Source organism: Alishewanella sp. SMS8 (assembly GCF_030737935.1).
GTDB lineage: Bacteria > Pseudomonadota > Gammaproteobacteria > Enterobacterales > Alteromonadaceae > Alishewanella > Alishewanella maricola.
The window spans coordinates 1346469-1371650 of record NZ_JAPJEA010000001.1; the positions used below are offsets into that span (position 1 = coordinate 1346469).

22 protein-coding genes and 1 tRNA gene are annotated in these 25182 nt (G+C 47.6%); 16 read left to right on the forward strand and 7 right to left on the reverse strand.

The features are described from left to right. Positions 1-225 precede the first annotated feature (225 nt). A tRNA-Leu gene (locus ORJ01_RS06220) sits at positions 226-312 on the reverse strand. Positions 313-603: 291 nt separating this feature from the next. On the opposite strand from ORJ01_RS06220, the gene ORJ01_RS06225 reads away from it, so the two are divergent. From ORJ01_RS06225 to ORJ01_RS06235, 3 genes are read left to right on the forward strand one after another with little or no spacing between them, the layout of a single operon-like run. Further along, the gene (locus ORJ01_RS06225; protein WP_306177305.1) at positions 604-1155 is read left to right on the forward strand and encodes a GbsR/MarR family transcriptional regulator; all 552 of its coding nucleotides are present in this window, start codon (positions 604-606) and stop codon (positions 1153-1155) included. A 21-nt stretch (positions 1156-1176) separates the two neighbouring features. Beyond that, entirely contained in the window at positions 1177-2553 is a 1377-nt protein-coding gene (locus ORJ01_RS06230; protein ID WP_306177306.1) for a cytochrome ubiquinol oxidase subunit I, read from the forward strand. Next, positions 2553-3557 carry a cytochrome d ubiquinol oxidase subunit II gene (locus ORJ01_RS06235; protein ID WP_226750712.1) on the forward strand — a complete coding sequence of 335 codons (1005 nt, stop codon included), beginning with the start codon at positions 2553-2555 and terminating at the stop codon, positions 3555-3557. Before ORJ01_RS06230 ends, ORJ01_RS06235 begins: the two co-directional genes overlap by 1 nt. Positions 3558-3661: 104 nt before the next feature. Here ORJ01_RS06235 and ORJ01_RS06240 read toward each other — a convergent pair whose 3' ends face one another. From ORJ01_RS06240 to ORJ01_RS06250, 3 genes are all read right to left on the reverse strand, one after another. Beyond that, a complete protein-coding gene (locus tag ORJ01_RS06240; RefSeq protein ID WP_306177307.1) occupies positions 3662-4315 on the reverse strand; it encodes a PEP-CTERM sorting domain-containing protein in 654 nt (217 codons plus the stop codon). Between the two features lie 279 nt (positions 4316-4594). Then, complete coding sequence (locus tag ORJ01_RS06245) at positions 4595-5125, reverse strand: TIGR00645 family protein (RefSeq protein WP_229584693.1); 531 nt, start codon at positions 5123-5125, stop codon at positions 4595-4597. Positions 5126-5197: 72 nt separating this feature from the next. Further along, complete coding sequence (locus ORJ01_RS06250) at positions 5198-6499, reverse strand: hypothetical protein (RefSeq protein WP_306177308.1); 1302 nt, start codon at positions 6497-6499, stop codon at positions 5198-5200. A 396-nt stretch (positions 6500-6895) separates the two neighbouring features. Between ORJ01_RS06250 and leuA the strand changes: the two genes are divergently transcribed. The 4 genes from leuA to leuD are packed head-to-tail and all read left to right on the forward strand — an operon-like array spanning position 6896 to position 11560. Next, entirely contained in the window at positions 6896-8479 is a 1584-nt protein-coding gene (leuA, locus tag ORJ01_RS06255) for a 2-isopropylmalate synthase (RefSeq protein ID WP_306177309.1), read from the forward strand. After that, positions 8476-9555 carry a 3-isopropylmalate dehydrogenase gene (gene leuB / locus ORJ01_RS06260; RefSeq protein ID WP_306177310.1) on the forward strand — a complete coding sequence of 360 codons (1080 nt, stop codon included), beginning with the start codon at positions 8476-8478 and terminating at the stop codon, positions 9553-9555. Before leuA ends, leuB begins: the two co-directional genes overlap by 4 nt. Further along, the gene (leuC, locus tag ORJ01_RS06265) at positions 9555-10961 is read left to right on the forward strand and encodes a 3-isopropylmalate dehydratase large subunit (RefSeq protein ID WP_306177311.1); all 1407 of its coding nucleotides are present in this window, start codon (positions 9555-9557) and stop codon (positions 10959-10961) included. The genes leuB and leuC overlap by 1 nt, the downstream gene beginning before the upstream one ends. After that, entirely contained in the window at positions 10958-11560 is a 603-nt protein-coding gene (gene leuD, locus ORJ01_RS06270; protein ID WP_306177312.1) for a 3-isopropylmalate dehydratase small subunit, read from the forward strand. The genes leuC and leuD overlap by 4 nt, the downstream gene beginning before the upstream one ends. Before the next feature lie 45 nt (positions 11561-11605). On the opposite strand, the gene ORJ01_RS06275 is transcribed toward leuD, so the two are convergent. Continuing rightward, on the reverse strand, positions 11606-12571 hold the full coding sequence (locus ORJ01_RS06275; RefSeq protein ID WP_306177313.1) for a hypothetical protein: 966 nt from the start codon (positions 12569-12571) through the stop codon (positions 11606-11608). 196 nt (positions 12572-12767) lie between these two features. Between ORJ01_RS06275 and ORJ01_RS06280 the strand changes: the two genes are divergently transcribed. The 7 genes from ORJ01_RS06280 (at position 12768) to ORJ01_RS06310 (ending at position 22053) form a co-directional block, all read left to right on the forward strand. After that, the gene (locus ORJ01_RS06280; RefSeq protein ID WP_306177537.1) at positions 12768-13400 is read left to right on the forward strand and encodes a trimeric intracellular cation channel family protein; all 633 of its coding nucleotides are present in this window, start codon (positions 12768-12770) and stop codon (positions 13398-13400) included. 125 nt (positions 13401-13525) lie between these two features. After that, positions 13526-14899 (forward strand): lyase family protein, encoded by a 1374-nt coding sequence (locus ORJ01_RS06285; RefSeq protein WP_306177538.1) that lies wholly within the window; start codon positions 13526-13528, stop codon positions 14897-14899. 56 nt (positions 14900-14955) lie between these two features. Continuing rightward, positions 14956-15576 carry a YigZ family protein gene (locus ORJ01_RS06290; protein ID WP_306177314.1) on the forward strand — a complete coding sequence of 207 codons (621 nt, stop codon included), beginning with the start codon at positions 14956-14958 and terminating at the stop codon, positions 15574-15576. A gap of 90 nt (positions 15577-15666) precedes the next feature. Next, the gene (locus tag ORJ01_RS06295; protein WP_306177315.1) at positions 15667-19332 is read left to right on the forward strand and encodes an ATP-binding protein; all 3666 of its coding nucleotides are present in this window, start codon (positions 15667-15669) and stop codon (positions 19330-19332) included. After that, the gene (locus ORJ01_RS06300; protein ID WP_306177316.1) at positions 19332-19952 is read left to right on the forward strand and encodes a hypothetical protein; all 621 of its coding nucleotides are present in this window, start codon (positions 19332-19334) and stop codon (positions 19950-19952) included. The genes ORJ01_RS06295 and ORJ01_RS06300 overlap by 1 nt, the downstream gene beginning before the upstream one ends. Further along, positions 19952-21193, forward strand: coding sequence for a hypothetical protein (locus ORJ01_RS06305; protein ID WP_306177317.1), 1242 nt, complete (start codon positions 19952-19954; stop codon positions 21191-21193). Before ORJ01_RS06300 ends, ORJ01_RS06305 begins: the two co-directional genes overlap by 1 nt. Next, positions 21193-22053 carry a Wadjet anti-phage system protein JetD domain-containing protein gene (locus tag ORJ01_RS06310; protein WP_306177318.1) on the forward strand — a complete coding sequence of 287 codons (861 nt, stop codon included), beginning with the start codon at positions 21193-21195 and terminating at the stop codon, positions 22051-22053. The genes ORJ01_RS06305 and ORJ01_RS06310 overlap by 1 nt, the downstream gene beginning before the upstream one ends. A 37-nt stretch (positions 22054-22090) precedes the next feature. On the opposite strand, the gene ORJ01_RS06315 is transcribed toward ORJ01_RS06310, so the two are convergent. Next, entirely contained in the window at positions 22091-22369 is a 279-nt protein-coding gene (locus tag ORJ01_RS06315) for a superinfection immunity protein (protein ID WP_306177319.1), read from the reverse strand. Between the two features lie 11 nt (positions 22370-22380). Beyond that, positions 22381-23835, reverse strand: a complete 1455-nt coding sequence (locus ORJ01_RS06320) for an amidohydrolase family protein (RefSeq protein WP_306177320.1) — start codon at positions 23833-23835, stop codon at positions 22381-22383. A gap of 205 nt (positions 23836-24040) precedes the next feature. Here ORJ01_RS06320 and ORJ01_RS06325 point away from each other — a divergent pair, with 205 nt between their 5' ends. After that, on the forward strand, positions 24041-24544 hold the full coding sequence (locus tag ORJ01_RS06325; protein ID WP_226750440.1) for an RNA polymerase sigma factor: 504 nt from the start codon (positions 24041-24043) through the stop codon (positions 24542-24544). Continuing rightward, on the forward strand, positions 24528-25109 hold the full coding sequence (locus ORJ01_RS06330; RefSeq protein ID WP_306177321.1) for a hypothetical protein: 582 nt from the start codon (positions 24528-24530) through the stop codon (positions 25107-25109). Before ORJ01_RS06325 ends, ORJ01_RS06330 begins: the two co-directional genes overlap by 17 nt. Positions 25110-25182 lie beyond the last annotated feature (73 nt).

Consider the following 25182-nt stretch of genomic DNA (forward strand, 5'->3'; position numbering starts at 1 on the left):
TAAACCTTGACATGTTGAGTCACATTTTGTCGTACAAAACGAACCGTATGAACTAGGATTGAAGTGATAAAAGCAAACTTGCATAAACTTCAGTTTTTATAAAGCCGTATGGTGTGACGACAAGAGACACAATCAGAACAAAAACAAGACTATAGATAAGGATATTGCAGACAATTAACAAACACAAATTAGTGTGGAAAAGGGAGAAAAAGCGCAGAAATAAAATGGTGCCCGGGGCCGGACTTGAACCGGCACGAGGTTTCCCTCGAGGGATTTTAAATCCCTTGTGTCTACCGATTTCACCACCCGGGCAACGAGTACTGATTAGTACCGACAGAACGGCGCGAATATTATGCAAGCTCAGCCATTTTTGCAAGCGATTTCTGAAATTATCTGCTAATCAGCGCGCAACTGATGCTTTATCGAACAAAATCAACTGTATCAGCACAACTCGACAACGATTTCATGCCGGCGTCTGCTTCAGCAACTGCTCAGCATCTTCCCAGGGCTTAATATAAATTTTCTAGAAACACATTGATCAGGATCAAAATCTGAGCGTACAATAGTTTCAGAAATTTCTGAAAGTTCAGTAAGGTCCGAGTTATGCAAATGACACCAATGATTGAATCCTTTGTTTACCACTTCGGTGAGATGGGAAGCCGCTGGGGATTTAACCGCACCGTTGGGCAAATTTATGCCTTGCTAGTAGTGAGTGAAGAGCCGATCTGCGCCAATGATATTGCCGAGTTATTGGGTATTTCTCGTGGCAACGTCAGCATGGGTTTAAAAGAGCTGGGCAGTTGGCAACTAGTACAAGTGCAACATAAAGCCGGTGATCGCAAAGAATACTATTGTTGTCGCGGCAGCATTTGGGACATGGCCAATAAGGTGTTTGAAGAGCGCCGTAAGCGTGAAATGGACCCAACGCTGTCACTGCTGCGCGACATTATGATGGATGAAGCGGCAAATAAAGAAGAGCGCTTTGCACAACAGCGCATTACCGAAATCCATGATTTACTCGAAAACATTACCGACTGGACACAAAGCTTGCAGTCGTTATCGCCTGAAAAGTTAAACACATTAATGAAGCTTGGCTCTGGTGTTGGCAAGGTGTTGGAATTTACCGAAAAGTTTCGCTCGAAAAAAGACGCTTAATAGCCTATTGCTGAGGTGGTTATGTTAGACACGTTAATTCTGTCGCGTATTCAATTTGCGGCCAATATTAGTTTTCATATCCTGTTCCCAACCATTACCATTGCCTTAGGTTGGTTGTTATTTTACTTCAAGTTACGCTTCGACTTTTCAAAGCATCCGGTTTGGATGCGTGCTTATCGCTTTTGGGTAAAAGTGTTTGCGCTAACCTTTGCACTGGGTGTCGTTAGCGGCATCACCATGTCGTTTCAGTTTGGCACTAACTGGCCTGGTTTTATGGAAACCATCGGTAATATTGCTGGACCCTTACTGGCCTATGAAATATTAACAGCGTTTTTTCTTGAAGCTACCATGCTCGGTATTATGTTATTTGGTTTTCATAAAGTGCCGCGCTGGGCGCATACCCTCGCCACTTTTTTAGTCGCCTTAGGCACCACCTTCTCGGCATTTTGGATCTTAGTGCTGAATTCATGGATGCAAACGCCAGCAGGTTTTGAAATGCGCGATGGCGTAGTCCATGCCACCGACTGGTTCGCGATTATTTTTAACCCGTCTTTTCCCTATCGCTTTATGCATATGTTGCTGGCCTCGGCCCTCACCGTTTGTTTCCTGGTGGCCGGTATTTCTGCCTATCGCTTATTACGTGGCGATAACAAAAAAGCCCCGAAACTGACGCTGAAAACCGCTTTATTTACTGCGGCAATTTTAGCGCCCACTCAGGCATTGGTCGGTGATTTCCATGGCTTAAACACCTTAGAACATCAACCGCAAAAGATCGCGGCAATGGAAGGTATTTGGCATACCGAAAAAGGCGCACCTCTGGTGTTATTTGCCATTCCCGATGCCGAAACCCAGCAAAATCGCTTTGCAATTGAGATCCCGAAATTAGCCAGTTTAATTTTAACGCACGATGCGAATGGCGAACTGAAAGGTTTAAATGAATTTGTCGGCGAGCATCCGCCCGTTGCGCCAGTGTTTTATAGCTTCCGCGTTATGGTGGGAATCGGCATGCTGATGCTGCTAGTGGCTTGGTGGAGCAGTATTAAACTAGTGAGGCATAAAACGCTGACACCGCTGCATTTAAAACTCCTTATCGGTATGACGTTCTCGGGCTGGGTCGCCACCCTAGCCGGCTGGTATGTCACCGAAATTGGACGGCAGCCCTACTTAGTGTATGGCTTATTAAAAACACGTGACGCGGTAACTACCGTGCCAAGTGAGCATGTCGCGCTAACCCTAGGCTTATATTTAGTGCTGTATGCCGTGTTGCTGGTGCTCTATATCAAAACGCTGTTCTGGTTAGCCAAGCGTGCGGTAGAAGTAGAAGAGTATGATCTGACGATGCCAGGTTTACCTGAAAACGCGCCAGCCACTGACAAAGCCACAGGAGCTTCAGCATGATGAATTGGTTAACGGCCGAACATTTGGCCCTGGTTTTTGGTGGCCTGACTGCCCTGTCGATTTTACTCTATGCCATTTTAGATGGTTATGATTTAGGGGTCGGCATCACCCTACCGATGGGCAACGAAGCTTGGCGCGATACGGCCATTGCCTCGATTGGCCCGTTTTGGGATGCCAATGAAACTTGGCTCGTATTGGCGGTAGGTTTGTTACTGGTTGCCTTTCCCGCCGCGCACAGCGCTATCTTACATGCGTTATATTTGCCCACGGCCATGTTACTCATCGGCTTAATTTTACGCGGTGTTGCCTTTGACTTTCGGGCTAAGGTAAAAACTCAGCGTAAAGTGTACTGGGATTACACCTTTAAAGCCGGATCGCTGTTAGCAACCTTCAGTCAGGGCTTTATGCTGGGCATTTATGTGATGGGTTTACAGTATCATACGGGCAGTATTATTTTCGCGTGCTTCAGCGGTCTGTGTGTTACGGCCGCCTATGCGATGATTGGTAATGCCTGGCTGATTGGCAAAACCAGCGGTGAGCTGCAACTGCATGCCATTAAGCACTGTAAAATAGCGGGCGTGTTAACGCTCAGCGGGATCTTGGCGGTGAGCCTGATTAACCCTATGGTCAACGCTAACGTGTTACAAGTGTGGACTGAACCGCCATTAGCCTATTTCTTTGCTGCGATCCCGTTGTTGTGCTTTGCCATGTTTGTTATTGGTTATTTGGCCTTGAAACGTTTACCACTGCCAAAAGATGCCGGTGCTTGGTTGCCCTTTGCCATTTGTAACGTGATTTTTATCAGCAGCTTTATCGGTTTAGCCCTAAGTTTCTATCCATTTGTCGTGCCAAACCAAATGACACTTTATCAAGCGGCCAGCTCGCGGGAGTCGCTACTGATTATTTTCTTTGGCGCAGTGGTGGTCATTCCGGTGATTGCGGCCTATACCGCAGTAGCCTATTACGCGTTTAGAGGTAAGGCTGACGGCTTGAAGTATTACTAATAGCAAGGCTATTGAAACTTATTGTAGAAGGTAAACTGACAATACAAACAAAAAAACCAAAAGCCATTTAACCGAGCTTTTGGTTTTTTTACATCAAGCAATAATTATGCTTTACGACGACGAGCCGCGCCCAAACCTAATAAACCCAAACCGATTAAAGCAAGAGTAGTGGGTTCTGGTACTGCAGCAATATTAGCAGTTCTAGGCGGATTATAGCTTAATAATATGCCGTTGTTGTTTTGGTTGTTATTACTTAAAGACGCCAACTCAATTAAAGTGGAGCCGCTATAAACATCATAAGTAAAAGCAGTATTGTTAGTTTTAAATACCTGAAAATCGAAAACTTCACCGGCAGCTAAGGTAAAATTCAGACCATCAAGATAACCACCGGCCACATAAGAAGTGAAAGCCCCCGTAGTCTTGTTTAACGAATCATAGGTACCTGACTCAGGTGAGTGAAAGCTTAATGTGCTGCCGGTGGGTAGGTTAAGCGTACCGTTTATGTTTGTAGCCGTGCTAAAAGTCCAACGAATAAACCAGTTAGTATCAACATTCCAAATATAAAAGCTGTTGGCATTCAAAAGCCCAGTGTTTCTTGCAAGAGCGGTACCTGTAGCATTCCAAGTTGAAGAATCGGCAGTGATTAAACCAGCATGAGCTGACGAGACCGGTAGAAAAGCCGCTGAAAGGGTAAATGCTAGCGAAAGTGCTAATACCTTAAGTTTCATCTGTACTCCAAATATCATTTGATGGGTCATTATTCACGATTAAGAATTCGAGGTTGTTTAGAGATGACAAGAAACAACACTAAAAAACAAAGCAAAATAAATGCCAAAATATTAAGCCATTGATTTTTACGTGCTTATAAAAAGAGGTCTAACCAGACTGTAAAAAAAGCTGTCACTTTAGCAACTCGTTAGACAAAGTAACTACACATAAACCGATCCTAATAAATAGGTCTACTCGTAGCTACTTAGCCTGAGTTATACAAAAAACCTTGTTAACTCAACGCTGTTATGTCGAGTACCGGCTAAATGTTATAGTTTACTGTTTTCAACACTCACGGCTTTTGCATCAGGCTTGTCGCGCAAAATTTTATCTAAGTAACCCATCGCAAAAGCAGATAATACGAAAGTAATGTGGATCAATAAGTACCATTTAATCTTATCGTTATCGATAGATTCGGTATTCATAAACACTTTTAGCAAATGAATGGACGAGATTGCAACAATAGACGCCGCTACCTTGTTTTTCAGTGAGTTAGAATCTAACTTACCCAACCAACCTAACTTGTCATCATGGCCGTGTAAGTCGAGCCGCGAGACAAAGTTTTCATAACCTGAAAACATCACCATCACCAACAAACCACCAACCAAAGCAATATCAATTAAGCTTAGGGTGATCAGGATCAGTTCTACTTCTTTCATGCTAAAAATCATTGGGATAACATGAAATATTTCCTGAAAAAATTTAATGGCTAATGCCATTAAACATAAACTCAAACCCAGATATATCGGTGCCATGATCCAGCGCGTGCCATACATCAGTCTTTCAAAGTAACGTTCCATGCAATTTCCTGTTTATCGGTTTAAGTAAGCTGTCGCGCATGTAAACACGAGCGACGGGCAACGGCGAGCATTTTATTCCCAAGCAATAGAAGAGGGCAACTTCGGCGTTGACAACAAACTGATAAAACGTTGCCAGCGCTCATCTTCAGAGCCGCCTTGCTCGATATAATTCTTCACTAAATCTTTGCCCCAATTGTAGTTGATCACATAGGCGCCATAGGTATCAACAAACCGAATGCCTTGCTTGGCCTCTGCTTCACTTTGCAATAAGTAACGCTGGCGTAAGCTTTGCGCCGTTGCCGCATCAATTTCACCATTGAGGTATAACCGCGCAATTTCATTACCGGCATAGCTTAGTTGAGCCATTAACTTTAAAAATTGCTCATACTCTGCAGCCAACGCAGCATCTAAGCCCGCTAACGGATAGAGCACATCGCGCTCGAACTGCATCTTTTGCTCACCAGGGAACGCCATACTAATACCATAGTTTGCCGTACCTTCCGCGATTAACGACTGCGGACTAAATAAGGGGTAAACGCTAAATTCGACCCACTGTAACTCGTTTTTTAATTTCTGTTCTAACAATGCATTATAAGTGTGATGTCCTGGATACCCTTCATGACACCCCAAGTCGACCGCGCGCGCGATATCAATGGGTCGCTCGATATTAATTTGGATCAGACTATAAGCCGCACCTTGATACCAGTTATAGCCACTCCAGGGTTTGTCTTCGACAAACTCCAACGTAAAACGCTCCTGCTGGGGTAAATCTATGCGACTGAGCGTGCGAGCCTGACACTCAGCTATCGCCCGCTCAAAGACCTGCTGTTGTTTATCTTGCGGGATCACAAAGCCCGCGCGGTATGCAACCACTCGCTCGGTTAAATCCCCCTCGCCCGGCACTAGCGCATCTAGCTCAGCTAAAACAGTATCAAAACTGGCCAAATCACGTTGCGGCGGCAAGGTGTCATACAATTGTTGTGCTTGTTGCTCAAAACTGACCCGCTTGCCCGTTGCCAGCGTTTGCGCATGGCTAACTAAGGCCGTTAATTGCGTAATTAAATAGTGTTGGCGTAATCGTAGCTGCGCATCCGTTGCACTTAACGCCCTGATTTCAGCCTGTAAAGCACTGCCCGCAGTGGCAATCTCTGCCGCTGATTGCGCAGCCGTTTTGGCCTGTTCTGCCCATTCGGCAGGGCCATAATAGGCATCGACATAACTTTTATCATGCTCACCCAGTGCCAAAACTAAACTGACATAACGCTGAGCCAAAGGCGACCACGCATCTGTTGTCACAACGGGTTCTGGCGCTTTTTGACACGCGCCCAGTAATGTGGCCATGGTTAGGGCCGAGAAAATCAGTTTCACTTGCACAAGACGTTCCTTAAAAATCAGCAAGCCTTAATCTAACGTCGTCGCGGCTTAGGTGCAACGTGGTTAAGTAAAGAGCCCATCGAAAATTGGGCAACACACTGAAAATTGCGCAATCTACAACCAAAGTTTTTATCCATTTAGCCATCTATACTGTTGCACTGCAAAAATAACCATGTTATTAATATGGCGTTCTGTAAATAAGGCAGCAATACAGTAAATGAATTCTTCAGTTGTGACCTACATCATTAGCCTACTCCTCGTGCTCCTCTGCGCTGCACGGGGTCGTGCTTATTGGTGAGCGTTCACTACCGATAAACTAAAACCCCGTGCCTTGGCCGGGGTTTTTTTATTACTTCCGGCATGTTGTACGCCTAAGGCCATTAAAAGGAAAGCGTGATGAGTGCTGATAACAAAATTTGGATTTTCGATACCACCTTGCGTGATGGTGAGCAGGCGTTACGCGCCAGCTTAAGCCAAAAGCAAAAAATTCAACTGGCGCATGCTATTGCCCGCTTAAATGTTGATGTGATGGAAGTGGGCTTTCCGGTATCTAGCCCAGGTGACTTTGCTTCAGTGCAGCGTATTGCCCGTGAAGTTAAAGGGCCGGTTATTTGTGGTCTTTCTCGCGCAGTCAGTGCTGATATTGAAGCCTGTGGCGAAGCGTTAAAAGATGCCGAGCGCCGCCGCATTCATACCTTTATTGCCACCTCGCCCTTACACTTGCAGTACAAATTGCGCAAAACTCTAGCCCAAGCCACTGAACAAGCTGTCGCCGCCATTAAGTTAGCCAGCCGCTACACCGACGATATTGAATTTTCTTGTGAAGATGCCGGACGTACACCGATTGACGATTTATGCTGGATAGTTGAACGCGCCATCGCTGCCGGCGCAACCACCATTAATATCCCCGATACCGTCGGTTACACCATCCCGAACGAGTTCGCTGCCATTATTCATAGCTTAAAAAGCAAGGTGCCGAATATTGATAAAGCGCGCTTAAGCGTGCATTGCCATAACGATTTAGGCTTAGCGGTGGCGAACAGTATCAGTGCCATTCAAGCCGGGGCACGCCAAATCGAATGTACGGTCAATGGCATCGGGGAACGTGCTGGTAATTGCTCACTAGAAGAAGTGGCGATGATCATCAATACCCGCAAAGACGTGTTAGCGCCTTTGTACACCGATATTAAAACCACCGAAATTTATCGTAGTTCTCATTTGGTTAGCCAAATTTGTAATATGCCGATCCAACCGAATAAAGCCATTGTCGGTGAAAATGCCTTTGCACACAGCTCGGGTATTCATCAGGACGGCGTGTTAAAAGCACAGAACACCTACGAAATAATGTCGCCAGAGCACGTCGGTATTCGACAAAACGAATTAAACCTAACCTCGCGTTCGGGTCGCCATGTCATTCAACATCGTTTAGCCGAGCTGGGTTACACCAAAGAGGATTATCAATTAGAAGAGGTTTATCAAAGCTTCTTGGCCTTAGCCGATCAAAAGGGTCGGGTATTTGATTACGATTTAGAAGCCTTGGTGTTTTTCCAAAACTTACAAGAGCAAGACGAATTCTACAAATTAGAGTTTTTAAGCTCTTCTACGCATACCGGCCATGTGGCAAGCGCCACAGTGGGTTTAAGTTGTGAAGGCAAGGTAGTAACCGAAGCGGCAACGGGCAATGGCCCGGTTGAAGCCGCTTTCTTAGCCGTGCAACGCATTAGCCAGTTGCAGATCAAGATGGTCGATTTTAATTTGTCGGCCAAAGGCAGTGGCGAAGATGCTTTAGGCCAGGTCGATATTACCGCGGAATATGAAGGCCAACGCTTTCATGGCGCGGGTTTAGCCACCGATATCGTACGTGCTTCGGTGCTGGCCTATGTGCATGTGCTGAATATGATCCAACGCGCTCAAACGATCCATGCCCACAAGCAAGCGAAAAATCACGAATCACACATTAACAAGACAGCAGGTGAATGATGAGTAAGCATTATAAAGTAGCCGTATTGGCCGGTGATGGCATCGGCCCAGAAGTTATGGCCGAAGCCATTAAAGTGTTAAACGTAGTGGCAGAAAAGTTTCAGTTTAGCTTAAGCCTAACAGAAGCTTTAGTCGGTGGCGCTGCGATTGATGCAACCGGTGAGCCCTTACCTGCGGCAACCTTAGCACTTTGTAAAAACAGTGATGCTATCTTATTTGGCTCGGTCGGCGGCCCTAAGTGGACCGGTTTAGCGCCAGACAGTCAACCAGAGCGTGGCTCATTGTTACCCCTGCGCAAAACCTTTGATTTGTTTTGTAATATGCGCCCTGGGCAAATTTATCCTGCCTTTGCAGAGTTATCACCGCTACACCCCCGCGTCAGCTCACTGGGCATGGATGTGTTATGTATTCGTGAACTGACCGGCGGTATTTATTTCGGTGAGAAAGGCCGTACCGCTGTTGATGCTTATGATGTTCAGCGCTACAGCGTACCAGAAATCGAACGGATTGCCCGCGTTGCCTTTGAAGCCGCCGGCAAACGTAGCAAAAAAGTGACCTCGATTGATAAAGCCAACGTGCTGCAAACCAGTATTTTATGGCGCGAAACCGTTGAACGAGTAGCACAAGAATACCCTGACATCACCCTAGAGCATATGTATATCGATAATGCCGCCATGCAACTTATCCGCAGCCCGCAACAATTTGACGTGATGCTATGCGATAACTTGTTTGGCGATATTTTATCGGACGAAATTGCGGCCATTGCCGGTTCATTGGGTCTATTACCCTCTGCCAGCTTAAACGGCAGTGGTTTCGGTTTATATGAACCCGCGGGCGGAAGCGCCCCAGATATTGCCGGCAAAGGTATTGCTAACCCTATCGCACAAATTCTCAGTGTCGCCTTAATGCTGCGTTACAGCTTTGCGGAAGAAACCGCGGCGCAAGCTATTGAGAAAGCAGTGCAGTCTTGCTTAGAGCAACACATTGTTACCCGCGATATTAACCCGAAATCGACTTATGGAACGGCCGCCGTTGGCGCTGCCATTGTTGCCACTTTACGCCAGGAGAACAACTGATGGGCCAAACGCTATATCAGAAGATTTATCAAAGCCATGTTGTGGGTAAAATTAATGCCAGCACCGATTTATTATATGTAGACCGGCATTTGATCCACGAAGTGACCTCGCCTCAGGCTTTCTCAGGTTTAAAATTGGCTGGGCGTCATGTGCGTCGTACCGATCTCACTTTTGCCACCATGGATCACAACGTATCCACGCAAAAGCGCAGTTTAGATGCCGCCGGTGAAACCTCGCGCAAACAACTTGAAGCGCTGGCCGAAAACTGTGCCGAAAACCAGATCCCGATTTTGGATTTAACTCATCCCGATCAAGGCATTGTGCATGTCATTGGCCCTGAGCAAGGCTTAACGCAGCCAGGTATGATCATCGTGTGTGGCGACTCGCACACTTCAACGCATGGCGCTTTTGGTGCCTTAGCCTTTGGCATCGGTACTTCAGAAGTGGAACATGTGTTAGCCACACAAACACTGCCACAACAACAAGCTAAAACCCTGAAAGTCGAGATCAATGGTCAATTATCTGCGCATGTCACTGCAAAAGACGTCGCCTTAGCGGTCATTGGTAAGCTCGGCACTGCCGGGGGTAATGGTTATGTTGCAGAATTTACTGGCGATACCATTAGCGCTATGAGCATGGAAAGCCGTATGACCCTGTGCAATATGAGCATTGAGATGGGCGCAAAAGCCGGCTTGATCGCACCAGATGACGTTACTTTTGCTTATTTAAAAGATAAAGCCAATGCGCCTCAAGGTGAACATTGGCCTGCCGCTGTCAGTTATTGGCAAAGCCTGCATTCAGATAGCGATGCGGTATTTGATCAAACCGTACAGATTAATGCCGCCGATATTGCACCGCAAGTGACTTGGGGCACCAGCCCTGAGCAAGTCATTTCGGTCGATACGCCGGTGCCTGCCCCAGAAAGCTTTGCGGACGAAACGAAACGTGATGCCGCAGCACGAGCGCTGCAGTATATGGGGTTAAGTGCCGGTCAAAAATTAACGGATTGCCAAGTGGATGTGGTGTTTATTGGTAGCTGTACTAACAGCCGCATTGAAGATTTACGTGCCGCGGCCAGTGTGATCAAGGGCAAAACCGTTGCGGCGGGCGTACGGGCTTTAGTTGTACCTGGCTCTGGTATTGTAAAACGCCAAGCCGAAGCTGAAGGCTTAGCCGATATCTTTAAAGCGGCTGGTTTTGAATGGCGTGAGCCCGGTTGCTCCATGTGCTTAGGCATGAATGACGATCGCGTAGAAGCCGGTCAACGCTGTGCTTCTACGAGCAACCGTAATTTTGAAGGCCGCCAAGGTCGTGGCGCCCGCACCCATTTAGTAAGCCCTGCTATGGCAGCGGCCGCGGCAATTGCCGGTAAATTTGTTAATATCACGCAAGGAGACTGGGCATGAGTCAGATTTTTAAAGCCGGGTTAGTCTGCCCATTAGATAAAAACAATGTGGATACGGATCAGATCATCCCAAAACAGTTTTTAACCTCAGTCAGCCGTGATGGTTTTGCCGAAGCGCTATTTTATGATTGGCGCTATGTAGCAGACGGCGTCCCGAATACCGACTTTGTGCTGAACTTCCCGCAATACCAAGGCGCGTCTATTTTGTTAACCCGAGCAAACTTTGGCTGTGGTTCAAGCCGTGAACATGCGCCTTGGGCACTGCAACAGTATGGTTTTCAAGTAATTATCGCCGAGAGCTTTGCCGATATTTTCTTTAATAACAGCGTGAATAACGGCATGTTATTAATTCAGCTAAGCAAAACCAATATTGAACTGCTGTTTAAACGCTGCGCCCAAGGGCCGCAACAATGGCAGATCGATTTAGCTAGCCAAGAAATTATGTTTGGTAATAACGCCGCAATGGGATTTAGTATTGAGCCTGATATTAAACAACGCTTACTAAGTGGCTTAGACTTTATCGGCTCCAGCGAACAACTAGGTGCAGAAATTTCTGCCTTTGAAGCGCAGCGCAAAGCCCGTTTGCCCTGGTTAGGCTAAAACGGTATTGGTCACAAGCAGCCAACTACTACGCTGCTTGTGACATTATTCTGGATTAACCAGCAAGAGCATATTGCCAAACTCTAACATCTGCTCAGCGCTTTGCACCTGCTCTGGCCACTCACCTTGCTGTAACTGCACAAAACTTAACGGTTGCTCTAATTTAAATTGAAAGGTTAACGCGCGCGGATCGGCCAAAAAAATCAATAGCGGCTGGCTAATGGCACTCGGTAAGCTGGGATGCTGCGTTAAAAACTGCTCTAACTGCCCTTTTAACGCTTCCACTTGTGCGGTTTGCTCGGTTTGACGAAGCGCCTGATACAAGGCTTGTAAAAACCCCGCATTAACGATATTTAACTGCCCCTCTGCCACTAAACCTTCGGTTAAGGCTTGTGTTAACTGCTGACTATAAGCATCCGACTGACTAAATACTTGCTGCGCTTCAGCGTCCATTGCCGTCCACTGTTTGGCAAACTGCCAAAACCGCTGCATCTTTTGCATCTGCAATTGAAAATTTACCGAGAGGCCCTCGCCAATATACAATTGCTGCGTTAAACGCAAATTGCCGCTTTTCCCTGAGTAATGATATTGATAATCCGTATTGATGAATAAGCCTTTGACGAGTTTGGCCAACTCGGGCGGCAAAAACACCTGCATCCCTTCAGAGAGTTTTAACCCCACAATCGATACCTGACCGTTATCGGCTAACGTACCCGGCTCAAAGCCACGTACTTGCAGCTTATCTACTTCTGCCAAAACACCGACGGCCGCCACATCGACTTGTAAACCTTCAATCCGGTAATCATCTTGCCAATAATTGGCTTTAATCCGCTGATAGCTCAAACTTAGCCCAGGCATCAAACCCGCAGACGCCATTTGGGCATAAGATTGGTTAATGTAGTCAATTTGCTGGCCAATGATCTTAGCCGCTTGGTAATTAACATACTGATAGATAGCCACGCAAACCAGTGCGGCTAAGCCAATGCCTAATAACAGTTTATTCTTTCGCATACTCAAACCAACCCCAAAAAAATCTTGCCTACCATAGGCGATGTGCCGCGAAAAGTCATGCGCTTTGTCGACACAGGTTCGACCTTTATGTATTTGTTAGATTAACACGCTGCGATCTGCAGCAAAGGATGTTGCCACAGCATCATCAATGATAAAATGCATGCCGCACGCCATACCAGACAGGACGGATAACGCAGTGACAGACTATTTCCATTGGTTCGATTTATTAGGCATCGCTGTATTTGCTGTGTCGGGTACTTTGGCAGCATGGCGTAATCACATGGATGGCTTCGGCGTGATTGTATTAGCCACCGTTACCGCCATTGGCGGCGGAACACTGCGCGATCTCATTTTAGATGTGCCCGTGATCTGGATGAACAACAACAGCTACTTTTTTGCCATCTTTGCCGCAGCTGGCGCCACCATCTTACTGGTACGGAATCGTCTAACCATTCCCAATAATACGTTACAAATTGCCGATGCCATTGGGCTGGCTTTTTTTGTGATTATGGGTACGCAAAAAGCGTTGGATCACGGCACCTCGACCATGGTGGCCATTATGCTCGGCACCATGAGCGGCGTGTGTGGTGGCATGATCCGGGATGTACTGTGCCGGGAGATCCCGATGGTGTTTCGCGGCGAGCTGTATGCCTTTACCTGTATTTTTGGTGGTGCGGTGTATACCAGCCTATTGGCGCTGCATATCGCCCCTATTTATGCCATGCTCTCAGGTATGACAAGCCTGCTATTACTGCGCTTAGCCGCCATTAAATGGCAACTGACCATTCCGGTATTTGGCCGTAACTCGCAGGAGTTGAACGAGCCTTAATCTGATTATTACAGCGCTTCCCAAACGCCTGAGGTATCACGCTTGTGCTAAACCCTACTCAGGCCAACCTGGCATCTTCAGCACACTGCAGCTAGGCTAAAGGGCATCCTTTAATAACAGGAGTCATTATGTCTACCCGCACCGAACGCGATTCCATGGGCGAGTTACAAGTGCCAAGTAGCGCGCTTTACCAAGCACAAACGCAACGCGCCGTGCAAAACTTTCAAATCAGCTCAAAAACACTGCCGCTGGGCTTTATTCAGGCCTTGTTACAAATCAAACATGCCGCTGCCCGTGCTAATCAACAGCTAGGTTTGTTAAGCAAAACCCAGGCTGATGCCATTTGCCAAGCCGCTACACAATTATTAAAAGATACCGATTTAGCGCAGTTTCCGGTGAGTGTCTATCAAACCGGTTCAGGCACCAGTAGCAATATGAACGTGAATGAAGTGCTGGCGACCTTGGCCAGCCAATTGTCTGGCGACAGCATCCATCCCAATGATCAGGTGAACTTAGGCCAAAGCAGTAACGACACTATCCCCACAGCGATACAATTGAGTAGCTTATTGGCGTTAGAGCAGCACTTATTTCCGGCACTACAGTCGTTACAAGAAGCAATCAACACAAAATCTGCAGAGATAGGTCATATTGTTAAAACCGGCCGCACCCATTTAATGGATGCTATGCCGGTGACCTTTGCGCAAGTGCTCGGCGGCTGGCACAGTCAGCTGAGCCATGCGCAAACCCAGTTACAGCTGCAAGTGCCGCTGTTAAGCCAATTAGCGCAAGGCGGCACCGCAGTGGGTTCAGGTATTAATGCGCATAAAGATTTCGCCGCCCTGTTTGCCAAGCAACTGAGCCTACAAACGGGCTTAAGCTTAACGCCCAGCTCTAACTTCTTTTTTAATTTAAGCTCGCAAGATGGTGCGCTCGCACTCTCTGGTGCGTTAAAAACCTTAGCCGCAGCACTGTTAAAAATCGCTAACGATTTACGCTGGATGAACTCTGGGCCGTTAGCAGGCTTAAGCGAAATTAGTTTAGCGGCGTTGCAACCCGGTTCGTCGATTATGCCGGGTAAAGTCAACCCGGTAATCCCCGAAGCGGTAGCGATGGCCTCTGTGCAAGTGTTTGCCTGTGATACCGCCATTAGCATGGCGGCGCAATCGGGTAATTTTGAATTAAACGTGATGCTGCCGCTGGTGGCCGATAATGTCTTAGAAGCCATCAGTTTACTCAGTGGCAGTTGCCAAGCATTGGCCACACAAGCCATAGCGGATTTTACGGTTAATGAGCAACACATTGCGCAAACGGTGGCGAAAAACCCGATTTTGGTGACCGCACTCAACAGTAAAATTGGCTATGACCAAGCTGCTGCGATTGCCAAACAGGCTTATCAGCAGCAACGCTCTATCATTGATGTGGCGGCGGAACTGACGGAGTTAAGCAGGGATGAGCTAAAGGAGCTATTAGATCCAAAGCAATTAACGGGAGAATCGTAGCAGCAAGATCCGATATAATCTTTTCACCTGAGCGCAAGAAGTTAACTTAAGCAAACATGACCACCTACACTACCCTGGCCGCGCCGGTTGAGCATCGACTCACTGAAAAGAACAGTGATTTTCTGACCTTTTTGCAGCCGGTCAATGATCGTGAGCAGGCCCTGCAGTGGCTACAGCATTATCGTGAACGCTACAAAGATGCCAATCACGTATGCTGGGCCTATATTATTGGCAATACTCGCCAGCCTTTAACCCAAGCCTTTAGCGATGATGGCGAGCCCAGCGGCACCGCCGGTAAACCTATGTTGCATGTACTAACTGAGCGCGAATTGGGGAATACGCTTGCTGTGGTCGTGCGTTATTTTGGAGGGGTGAAACTGGGTGCGGGTGGCCTGGTGCGCGCTTACTCGGCTGCAGTGTCGCAAGCCACAGCTTTGGCAAGCTTCACCACGATAAGCCCACAGCGCGAACTGTCACTTAGCCTAGCCTTTGCCGATGAAGCAAGGCTACGACAACTGTTGCAACAATGCGGCGGCGAAGTGCTCACACAGCACTACTCGCAACAAGTAGAGCTTAGTGTGCGCCTACCTGAGCCGGCTGTGACTGATTTTATCGAGCAAATGAATAATGTGACCGCCGGTCAGGCACAGATCCTGTCGCCACTTGGCACGAATTGAAACTGGCATTTAGCCCTATTCCGTGGATAATAAGCCGCAATAACTTGCAGATAGCGGCGCAGTATTCTCGCGCCGCCGACAGGATGCGCTATGTCTCAATTACTTCGTATTGTGTTAATCCATACCCACCTGCCCGGTGTGGTCGAATTACAGTTGGATCAACACACCAATATTTGTGGTACCAATGCCTCAGGCAAAACCACCTTACAACGCTTAGTGCCGGTATTTTATGGTGAGCAACCCAACCGCGTAGTACCGAAAACCCGTAAAAAATTCGATGAGTTTTACCTGCCGTTTTCTAACAGCTACTTAATTTATGAATATCAGCGCGAGAGCGGTGATATTTGCCAAGTGGTGCTAACCCGGAAAAGCGAAGGCGGTGTTGACTATCGCTTAGTGGCCGCGGCTTATCAAAGCGACTTTTACCTAACTCAAAGCGATGAAGGCGTAAAAGCACTCAGTTACAGCGATTGGGCCAGCGCCATGCGTGCTCGGCCGGATGTGCAAGTGTCAGCCAAAATCAGTGCCACCAGCGAGTACCGCAGTATTATTCAAAATGATGCGGCGGCCTTGCGTGGTAACAACGCCGATAGCGTAAAGCTAAGGCGTTTAGCCGCAACCTTTAGCTTGGTTAGCAGTGGCCATAAATTACGCCACATTGAAAAGCTGGTAAGTGCCGTGCATGCCAAAGAAGGCAAAATGGACACGCTAAAAGCCATGCTGGCCGCCATTTTTGAGGAAGATGGCGTTACCTTACCTACCACTAAGGTGAAAAACACCAAGGCGCGCGAGTGGATCCAGCAAATGCGTCAGTCGATGCGGTTGGACAAGCTACAACAAGATTTTGAGCGCTTAAAACAATTAGCACTGCAGTTAGACGGCGCCGAAGGGCAGCTCAGTGCATTGTTACCGTTGTTACAACAAGATGAGCAACAACAAAAACTGCGTAAAGCCGATGCCGAACAGCAGGTTAATCAGTTACGGGGTGAACTGCTGGTGTTAAAAGAACACTTTAATGCACAGCAACTTGAACACAATGGCAAACTGAGTAAAACCGAAGCCGATTTGCATGAAACCAGTGCGCGTTTAGATCAGTTACAGCAGCGTTTCGATGATTATGACGCCAAAGATATGCCTAAGCTGCAACGCGATACTGATGCACTGCCCCTGTGGCGCGACACCTTGCAAGAAGTGATCGAGCAGTATCAATTAATGGTGGAACAGCATGGTGATTTAGAACGGCAGTTAGAACAGCGTAAAGCCAAACTGGCCGAAGCGTTTAATCGCTTAAGTGAGCAGCATCGTGCCAAAGCACGGCAATTACAGCAGCAAAAAGACCAGACTCGGGAGCAGCAAGAAAACAAACTGGCGCTACTCGAGCAAAGCTTTCAAAGCCGCCTACAACATGCCCAACAACAATTTGCTGAACAACTAACGCAACTGAGCAGTACCATTGCAGTACTTCAAAGCCAGTTAAATACTTCCCCCCTCACCGAAGTTGAACACGATGAATTGCGTGCGGCCGAACTGCGTTTAGAACAAGCCCAGCAGCAAGCCCAGCAGCAAGCTCGGCAACTCCAGCAGTTGCAACAACAGCATCAAAAGGCTCGGCAAGAGCGTGAACAGGCTAATCAGCAGTTAGAGCAAAGCCGCAAGGGGCTGCATAGCGCCGAGCAACAATTACAGCAACTCAACCGACAACTGACGCCGGAACAAGGTAGTTTACGCCACTACTTGCGCTTGCACTATAACGGCTGGGAGCAAAAGCTAGGCAAGGTGATCGATGAGCGCTTATTAGAACGCCAAGACTTACAGCCGCATTTGGCGGAATTGAGCGACAGCCTCTATGGTTTAAAGGTCGATCTCAGCGCCATTGATACCCCCGATTATGCGCAAGATGAAGCGGCCATTCGCCATCGTATTCAAACGGCGGAGCAACAGCTACAACAAGCCCAGGCCAACAAACTGCAAGCCGAAAAGCTATTAAAAGAGCGTTTCGAACAGGCCGAGTTGTGTCGTGCTCAAGTGGAGCAAGCCGAGTGGCAACTCACTCAATCTGAGCAAAATATTGACTATGCCCGTGACGCTCGCAATCGTTTACAAGCACAGCAACGCGAATTAACCAAACAACGGCAAAGCAGTGTGCGCGATACGTTGCAGAGCCAGCAGCAACAACTGGAAAAATTAAAGCAGCAGCAACAAGCTGATTTAGGCGCGCTAAAAGAAGATCATCAAAGCCAAAAGCTTGAATTAAAAACCGACTGGCAAGCAGAGTTATACGTTTTTGATGAACAAATTGACGAATTAGAGCGTCAACTTGAGCACAAGCGCGACGATAACAAAAACCAAATTAAAGATCTGCAACAAGCTTTTAATGAAGAGTTATCGGCAAAAGGCATTGATCCGCGTCGTTTAACTGAGCTGAAGCAAAAACAAGATCAGCTAAAAACTGACATCAAAGCCACAGAGAATCGTCATGATGAACTGAATAATTGGCAAAAATTTATGGCGCTGGATTGGCAGCAATTACGGCCCCAGTTGCTCGCTCAAGAAACCGAATTAAAACAACAACAACGCAGCGGTAAACAAGCTTTAGAGCAGTTAAAAGCAGAATACAGTGCTCGCCAAAAGCAGCTGGAAGAACAAAAACGCCAGCAACAAGAGTTGATGAGCCAAGCAGAACAGTTACTTAACCAATTAAAACCGGTACTCACTAAACTGCAAGAACTGCATTTAGCCAGTATTACCCCTGCATCCATGGCACCGTCTGCCGACAGTGTTGAGCGCTTAGCTCGCGCCAATGAAGCCTTAGAGCAGCGTAGCAAATTGGATAGCGCTTTAAAATTTGCCTTCGAGCAATTTGAAACCGTGCTGAGCAAAGATGCTGGCCCAGAGTTTTTAGACCGGCTCGAGCATGAAAAACGCAAATTGCCGGATTACGCCGGTAAACGCCAACAACTGCCTATTTTGCAAAACCTGCTAGAAATCTTAAAAGGTGCGCAGCAGCAATTACTTGAAATGGGCGAGAATATTGGCGGCGATTTAAAGAAATTCTTCACGGTGTTTAGTGATATTAACCGCCGTATTGCGCTACAAAGCCGCCGGTTAAGTGAAGCGGTGGCGGATGATCTGGTACTAGAAGGCATTAGCCGCTCTGAAGTACGTATTTTATCAACCATTGACGAGTTGGGCTTTTGGCAGCCATTAAAACAGTTCGCCAAATTGTATGATGATTGGGCGGCGTCAGGTAAGGCTTTGCCATCAGAACATTATTTGAATGCCTTAGCTGATGTGGTCGATTTACTGCGCGCTGACGAGCAATACAGCATCGAATCGCTACTCAGGTTAGAGCTACATTTAAGCGAAGGGGGCTCGGAATTAGTCATTAAAAACGATCGGCAACTGCTTGAATCGTCTAGTCATGGTATGGCTTACCTGATTTTATGTAAGTACTTATTAGCGTTCACCCGTCTCTTACGTGGCGAAGCTAAAGTGATGATCCACTGGCCTATTGATGAAATTGGCACCTTGGCCTATCACAACGTCGAAAAACTGTTTGCGGCCTGTAGCAGCAACGATATTGTTATTGTGGGTGCTTTCCCTAATCCAGAATCCGACGTGTTAATGCTGTTTCAACATCGCTATTTAATTGAGCCGAGCCAACAAGATCCAAGCCAGCGCCAGCTTAAACGCATTCAGCCGAAAGTCAGTCGTTTAGCCGAGCGATTAGCCCAGAAACAGCAGGAGGTAAGCTAATGTTACACCATGGACCTTTATTAGAGCGCCTGCTGGCCGGTGATTTTATTTGTCAGATCACTGATGAAGATGCTTATCGACATTTAAGCCAGGAACAAACGCAGCAAGAGATTAATCATTATTTGCGCCCACTGAATCGCCGCTTAGTCAGTAACGATGATCACAGTGTGTATTTCTTGGGGTTTCATGAGCTAACTAAAGAGGCACGTGAACACTTAAGCAGCCAATTTTCTTTAACCGTACAATCTTTGCTGCCGTTATTAGAGTGGCTACAACTGGTGCAAGAAACCTTAGGCCGCGACAGTGCGCTGACCGCCGGTGATACAATTAAATTGCAAGAGTTTGTGCTGCGCACCGAAGATAACCAAAGCTTGCGCCAGCGTTTAAATACGCTTGCCAGCGATCGCTTTTTTAATAGCCAAAGCGAGCAGTTAGATAACCAAGTTAAACTGATTTTCCGCCGCTTAAAAGAACACGGTTACTTATTACAACCTCATGCTGAACGCCAATACTATGTGGTTACCGGTAAAATTGATTACCTTATTGATCTCATTCGTTTTATCCGCGATGAAGAGCATCTACCGGTTGATGACACACCCACTCAAGAGGCGCTGATCTAATGGCGCCTTTAGAGCCGGCTATCGCCTCGAACCTATTTAGCATCGGCGCTGAACGTTTAGCGTTATTGGGCAAGCATCATAAAGCCTTGATGCAAGGTTATGTCGATGGCTTTATTGACGAAAGTGCTTTTAGCGAAGGGGCGTTAAAAAAACTGATTGCCGCGCGCATCTTATGGCGCCCAGATGAACAGCAACCGTTGGCGCTACGGCCATTAGTTAGTGAATTAATTGCCAGTATGGTGGCTGATGAAAACCGCCGTCAGATCAATGCCGACGTTGCTGAAAAGCTAGAGCAGATCCGCAACCGAGTACAAGCCTATCGTGATGCCCAGTTTAAAGGCGATTACAGCGTGGCCGAGCTACAACTGCAACGCTTAACCGAACATGTGCATGACCTAAGTGGCCAGTTTGAAGAAGCCATCGACAGCTTATGGCATCGGCTTAACAGCGACTTTGGCTTTGTCAGTAGCCTCGATGACAAAATTCGTGAAAACGAACGCGCGCAAAAACAATTACGCCGCTTACTCGATGGTTTAGATTTACTCGACTTTCACGAACTGATTGAGTTGTCGGAAGGAAATAATCACCTGCGAAAACTGCTGGTCAGTCAATTGCAAAACCAACTCAGCTCGCATCACAGCAGCTTGTTAGAAGTACAAAAACGCTTGGTCGAATTGCTGGCAAAATTCCGCCAACAGCAAGCACGCTCGTTGTTAATTGCTAATATGGCCGCGTTTTTACGGCAGCACCCTAAATATCAGCCTGCCGATTATCCTCATCGCAGCGACGTGCCAAGCTTGTTTAACCAAGCTGCCGGTATTAAACCGCAAGCCGCCATTGCGCTAGATAAGGCCACAGAGCGACAAGTGCTGGCAGAATTAGTTAGAGCACTTCCACGCCCAAGCAGCGTGACCATAACCGATACACAAAGCGCCAGCTTTAGCTTGCTGCTGCAAGACGAAGAAATTGCTGCGCGTCAGCAAGCGCTGAAAACGGATGTTGAAAATTTCTATCTGCGGGTGATTGATCAAGGCGGCAAGATCAGTGCCTTAGATTATCTGAGCACTCAGCAATTAAGCTGGGATAGCGAGATCTGGCTGTATCAGATCATCGCCGAATATCAGGCGTTACCGCTGGATGAAAAACAGATGTTTAGCATCACACGCGAAGAAGCCCCAGCCAGTGCCTTTAACGGCCTGTTGCTGATCCGCGATATTAATATTGGTTTAAAGGCAGCCTAATGCAGGCGGCACTCGGCTTACAGGCGCTGAACTGGCTGGCACAGCTTGAGCAGCGCCTTAAGCGCGATGGTCAGGTTGCCATTAGCAGCAAGGGAAAAGTCGCTCAACAGGTTATTGCTTGGTGTATCGAGCAACAGTTACTGCCAAGCCACAGCGCCAACTTACCCGTTGTGCAGTTTACTCTGCCGCTATTGGCACACATTGCCGAAGCACAATTGCAATTACAGCAAGTCTGTTTTCGCGCTAAGGTCTGTGAGCAAGATCGGCTGCAGCAAGCTCAGTACGCTAACCAAGAGCTGAAAAGTGCCGGGGCAAGCCCGCGACAAAACAGAGTATTGCTGAGGCTGAATACTGCCATCTCGCAAACGGGGTTAACCATAGCAACCGTTGATCTTGATTGGCGTGAGCTGCAGCTAAGCGATTATGACGCCTTAGTCATCGTCGAAAACCTCGATTGTTTTTATCAGATCACGCGCTTTCGCTTACACCACCCCTACCCAAACCCGCTCGTAATCTATCGGGGCGATAGCCACTATAGTACCGGTGGCAAAGCCTTAAAAGACGCATGGCAACACACCGGCAAACCTAGCCTATATTTTGGTGATGCCGATTTAGCGGGGTTAGCTATTGCCTTTAGCCTGCACTGCCAAAGCATCCTGTTACCTGAGTTTGCACAATTTAAGCAATGTGCTAGCTTCGACATGCAGGCTGATCAGCAATTAAAGTATCAAGATCAGCTGTTACGCGCAGAGGTTCATCCCGCATTTAAACCCTATCAACAACTTATTTGTCAGCAATTAAAGGGCTTGCGCCAGCAGCAAATGCAAGGCTTGGCGCTTTATGCCATTAACTTGCGCTAACACAGCGGCTTTATCGTCAGCCGCTGTGTCACTTGGTTTATGACTCGACTTTACTCTCAGGGGCTAACTTTGCTTTTGCGGCGAGCTTGTGACTCAGTTTGCCCGTTACCGCCCAAGCGAGCAGTGCAAACCACGCTATCCAAGACATGCCTGCCGGAATGTTTAACAGCGCAATCTTACCCAAATGCTGCCGATTAAAAATTGCCGCTAACACGCTGGGTAAAAACCAGACGGCCAGAAACAACAAACCAAAACCGACTAACGCTAAGGTATTCATCTGTTGCAGTTCAGCAATAATAGTATTAATGGTATCCATGGTGGGGCTCCTTACTTGGTGGTGGTGTTAGCCGCAATGCCGGCTGTGGGTAAAAATGGGTTAGCCGCGTTTTGTAACGAGGCCACAGTGTGCAGTTTGCCGCCTTGCACCACGCTCTGAATACGTTGTAATGCGCTTAAATCCTGCAAGGGGTTATCTGCCAACACGATAAAGTCTGCCGCATAGCCTGCACTCAACTGGCCAATTTCTTGGCCCAAACCCAAGTGGCGTGCTGCATCACTGGTGGTTAATTGCATTACCTGCCAAGAGGTTAGGCCTGCTTGTTGATGTAATTGCATTTCACGCAATAAAAATGGGCCACTACTGACCGCATCGGTGCCCAGTAATAAAGGTACACCGGCTTCATACAGGCGGCGGATCAACTCCAGTACTTTGGGTAGTTGCTGTTGTGCAGCTGCGAAATCTTGCTCGGTCCAGTTGTATACCAACATGCCCATATTGGCGCGCCAGCTTTGCCGAACATCAGGATGCAAAACGCTGAGCGCTTGTTCTGGGTACAATTGGTTTGAATCTGCAAAGTGATAGAGCAATTCATTGAAGGTCGCCGTCAGATCCACCCGAATCTGTTTCTCAGCCAAAGTACGAAACAACCTTTGTAAGGCTGGGCTGTCAAAATCGACATACTCAAACCACTGATAAACATAGCGCGTGTCGAAGGGGTTCTTGCGCAGCGCTAAATACTCGGTACGCGCCGGCTCCGCTAACAACTCGGCACTGGTCGGTAAAGCATGCGTTAAGGCATCAATACCCAAATCGGCCGCATATTGCCAGCTCACGCCATCTAAATGCGCGATGGTTTTTAAGCCCGCTGCTTTTGCTAACTTAATACCTTGTGCCAGCTCGGCTTGCGTTAAGCCCTGATATAACTTTATCACGTTGACACCGAGTGCTTGCTGCCGTGCGATCTCGGCTTGCCAACTGGCCTCAGTACCCGGATAAACTGAACCGCCAATAATGGGGGTTGGCTCAAACACTTCACCGGCGTATAGCATTCGAGGCCCTAGCCAAGCCCCCTGTTGCTGCTTAGCAACATAATGCGCATTGGCGGCCGCTTCACCGGCTGGATTAAAAATGGTGGTCACACCCGCCGCTAAAGTGGTTAAAGCATGGTACTGCGTAAGCTCTGGCGTGCCCGTCACCGCTAACACCGGTTGGCCGTTGCGCATTTCGACCCGATGCGGCCCTGCGGTCATATGCAAATGAGCATCCACCAGCCCGGGCAACACATACTGCTGCTGTAAGTCGATCTGCGTGGTCGCTGCAGGTAACGTTCCTTGACCGCTTTGCACAATACGTCCTGCTTTAACTAACAACCAAGCATCACGGGTTTGTTGCTGTGTGGCCGGCTCGATGACCGTTGCATTGTGGTAAAGCACCGTTTCAGCCAGCACACTTTGACTCAGTAGTGCCGAAAACAATAACGGCTTGATAACACCCTTTCTCATTACGCGCTCCTGTTGTTGCGTGAATCTTTTGTCGGTTATCTGTTAAGTCGTGCGAGTTGAAAAAACTGTTACAAAAAAAATTATTTTTATTTTTGTAACAGTTAGCACGTTGCGGCAGACTAGAACTAAAAATGGCTCACGCGCGATCAGGCGATGCAGAGCCAAATCACTTAAGGATAAGTCGCTATGGTTTTAGTAAGGCATTATGACTGTTGATCTCGCACTGCAACTTTGGCTGCAGTATCAAGCAGCAATTAGCCGCACCTTAATGAGCTATGAGGCCGATCCGTCTTTACGCCAAGATTTAGCACAAGAAGCCTATCTGGCCTTACATCGTTCCGCAGAGAAATTAAGCCAAGTAGATAACAAACGCGCCTATTTGTTTCGAATTGTGCATAACGTAGTGGTCGACCATATCGCCGGCGCAACCCGCATGGCGTGGCAACCGTTAGAAGAGCAGCATCTCAATGAGCTACAAAGCGACTGCCCCTCAGTGGCATTTTCCTCACAGCAACAAAACAATGTGTTGTTACAAGCCGTGCGGCAATTGGCACTATCCCATCGGCAAGTACTCACCTTGGCGATGGAAGATATTGATGAGAAAGAGATCGCCGATATTCTCGGCATCAGTTACGGTGCCGTGCGAGTAAGAATGAATCGCGCCAAAACGGCTTTACAGGAGATCTTGCAACATGCAACCGCCCTTTGATTTTAAGCAACTCAGCAAAGCGTGGCAGCAACAACCAACGCAGCCACTGGCCACGGATTTACGCGCAGCCAAACGCCAGCAAAACTATCAACGTTGGCAATACTGGGCCGAACTCGCTGCTGCTGGGCTACTGCTATTAATGGGCAGCAGCCAATTGTTCGGTGAACGAACACTTTTGGATATGTTTCTAGCGCTCTTTTTGTTTGCTGGGGCCATCAGCATCGTACTGACCAGCGTGAGCCTGCACCGCCCCTTACTCAATTATTCTGACTGGAGTAGCCAAGGCTTGCTGCAATTTCGCTTAAAAAAATGCCGCACGTCAGTGCGCTATTTGCGTTACAACCAATACAGTTGCTTAGCCTTGTTATTATTTGTGATAACGCTATGGGGCCTAGCCTGGTGGCAGCCAGCGCAAGTTCCTACTATCTTGCTGCAAGTATACAGCTTTATAGTGCTCCCAGGCTGCGCTATAGGTTGGTGGCTATTCGGCAGGAAACGGCAACAAGCAAAGAAGCAGCTGGCGCATCTAGAGTTGTTGTATGCGGAGTTTCAAGAAAGCGAATAAAAGAAGGTGCCAAGCGACCGAATAAGAAATTTAAAGCAGTTAAATACTCAGTTTCACTTACGGTTATAGCCAA

Excerpts from the sequence above, each read along its gene's own strand:
- ORJ01_RS06290 (WP_306177314.1), top strand. The coding sequence starts at position 14,956 with ATGACCACCTACACTACCCTGGCCGCGCCGGTTGAGCATCGACTCACT.
- ORJ01_RS06315 (WP_306177319.1), bottom strand. The coding sequence starts at position 22,369 with ATGGATACCATTAATACTATTATTGCTGAACTGCAACAGATGAATACC.
- leuA (WP_306177309.1), top strand. The coding sequence starts at position 6,896 with ATGAGTGCTGATAACAAAATTTGGATTTTCGATACCACCTTGCGTGAT.
- ORJ01_RS06305 (WP_306177317.1), top strand. The coding sequence starts at position 19,952 with ATGGCGCCTTTAGAGCCGGCTATCGCCTCGAACCTATTTAGCATCGGC.
- ORJ01_RS06310 (WP_306177318.1), top strand. The coding sequence starts at position 21,193 with ATGCAGGCGGCACTCGGCTTACAGGCGCTGAACTGGCTGGCACAGCTT.
- ORJ01_RS06275 (WP_306177313.1), bottom strand. The coding sequence starts at position 12,571 with ATGCGAAAGAATAAACTGTTATTAGGCATTGGCTTAGCCGCACTGGTT.
- ORJ01_RS06330 (WP_306177321.1), top strand. The coding sequence starts at position 24,528 with ATGCAACCGCCCTTTGATTTTAAGCAACTCAGCAAAGCGTGGCAGCAA.
- ORJ01_RS06225 (WP_306177305.1), top strand. The coding sequence starts at position 604 with ATGCAAATGACACCAATGATTGAATCCTTTGTTTACCACTTCGGTGAG.
- ORJ01_RS06230 (WP_306177306.1), top strand. The coding sequence starts at position 1,177 with ATGTTAGACACGTTAATTCTGTCGCGTATTCAATTTGCGGCCAATATT.
- ORJ01_RS06325 (WP_226750440.1), top strand. The coding sequence starts at position 24,041 with ATGACTGTTGATCTCGCACTGCAACTTTGGCTGCAGTATCAAGCAGCA.
- ORJ01_RS06295 (WP_306177315.1), top strand. The coding sequence starts at position 15,667 with ATGTCTCAATTACTTCGTATTGTGTTAATCCATACCCACCTGCCCGGT.
- ORJ01_RS06300 (WP_306177316.1), top strand. The coding sequence starts at position 19,332 with ATGTTACACCATGGACCTTTATTAGAGCGCCTGCTGGCCGGTGATTTT.
- ORJ01_RS06240 (WP_306177307.1), bottom strand. The coding sequence starts at position 4,315 with ATGACCCATCAAATGATATTTGGAGTACAGATGAAACTTAAGGTATTA.
- ORJ01_RS06245 (WP_229584693.1), bottom strand. The coding sequence starts at position 5,125 with ATGGAACGTTACTTTGAAAGACTGATGTATGGCACGCGCTGGATCATG.
- leuB (WP_306177310.1), top strand. The coding sequence starts at position 8,476 with ATGATGAGTAAGCATTATAAAGTAGCCGTATTGGCCGGTGATGGCATC.
- ORJ01_RS06320 (WP_306177320.1), bottom strand. The coding sequence starts at position 23,835 with ATGAGAAAGGGTGTTATCAAGCCGTTATTGTTTTCGGCACTACTGAGT.
- leuD (WP_306177312.1), top strand. The coding sequence starts at position 10,958 with ATGAGTCAGATTTTTAAAGCCGGGTTAGTCTGCCCATTAGATAAAAAC.
- leuC (WP_306177311.1), top strand. The coding sequence starts at position 9,555 with ATGGGCCAAACGCTATATCAGAAGATTTATCAAAGCCATGTTGTGGGT.
- ORJ01_RS06235 (WP_226750712.1), top strand. The coding sequence starts at position 2,553 with ATGAATTGGTTAACGGCCGAACATTTGGCCCTGGTTTTTGGTGGCCTG.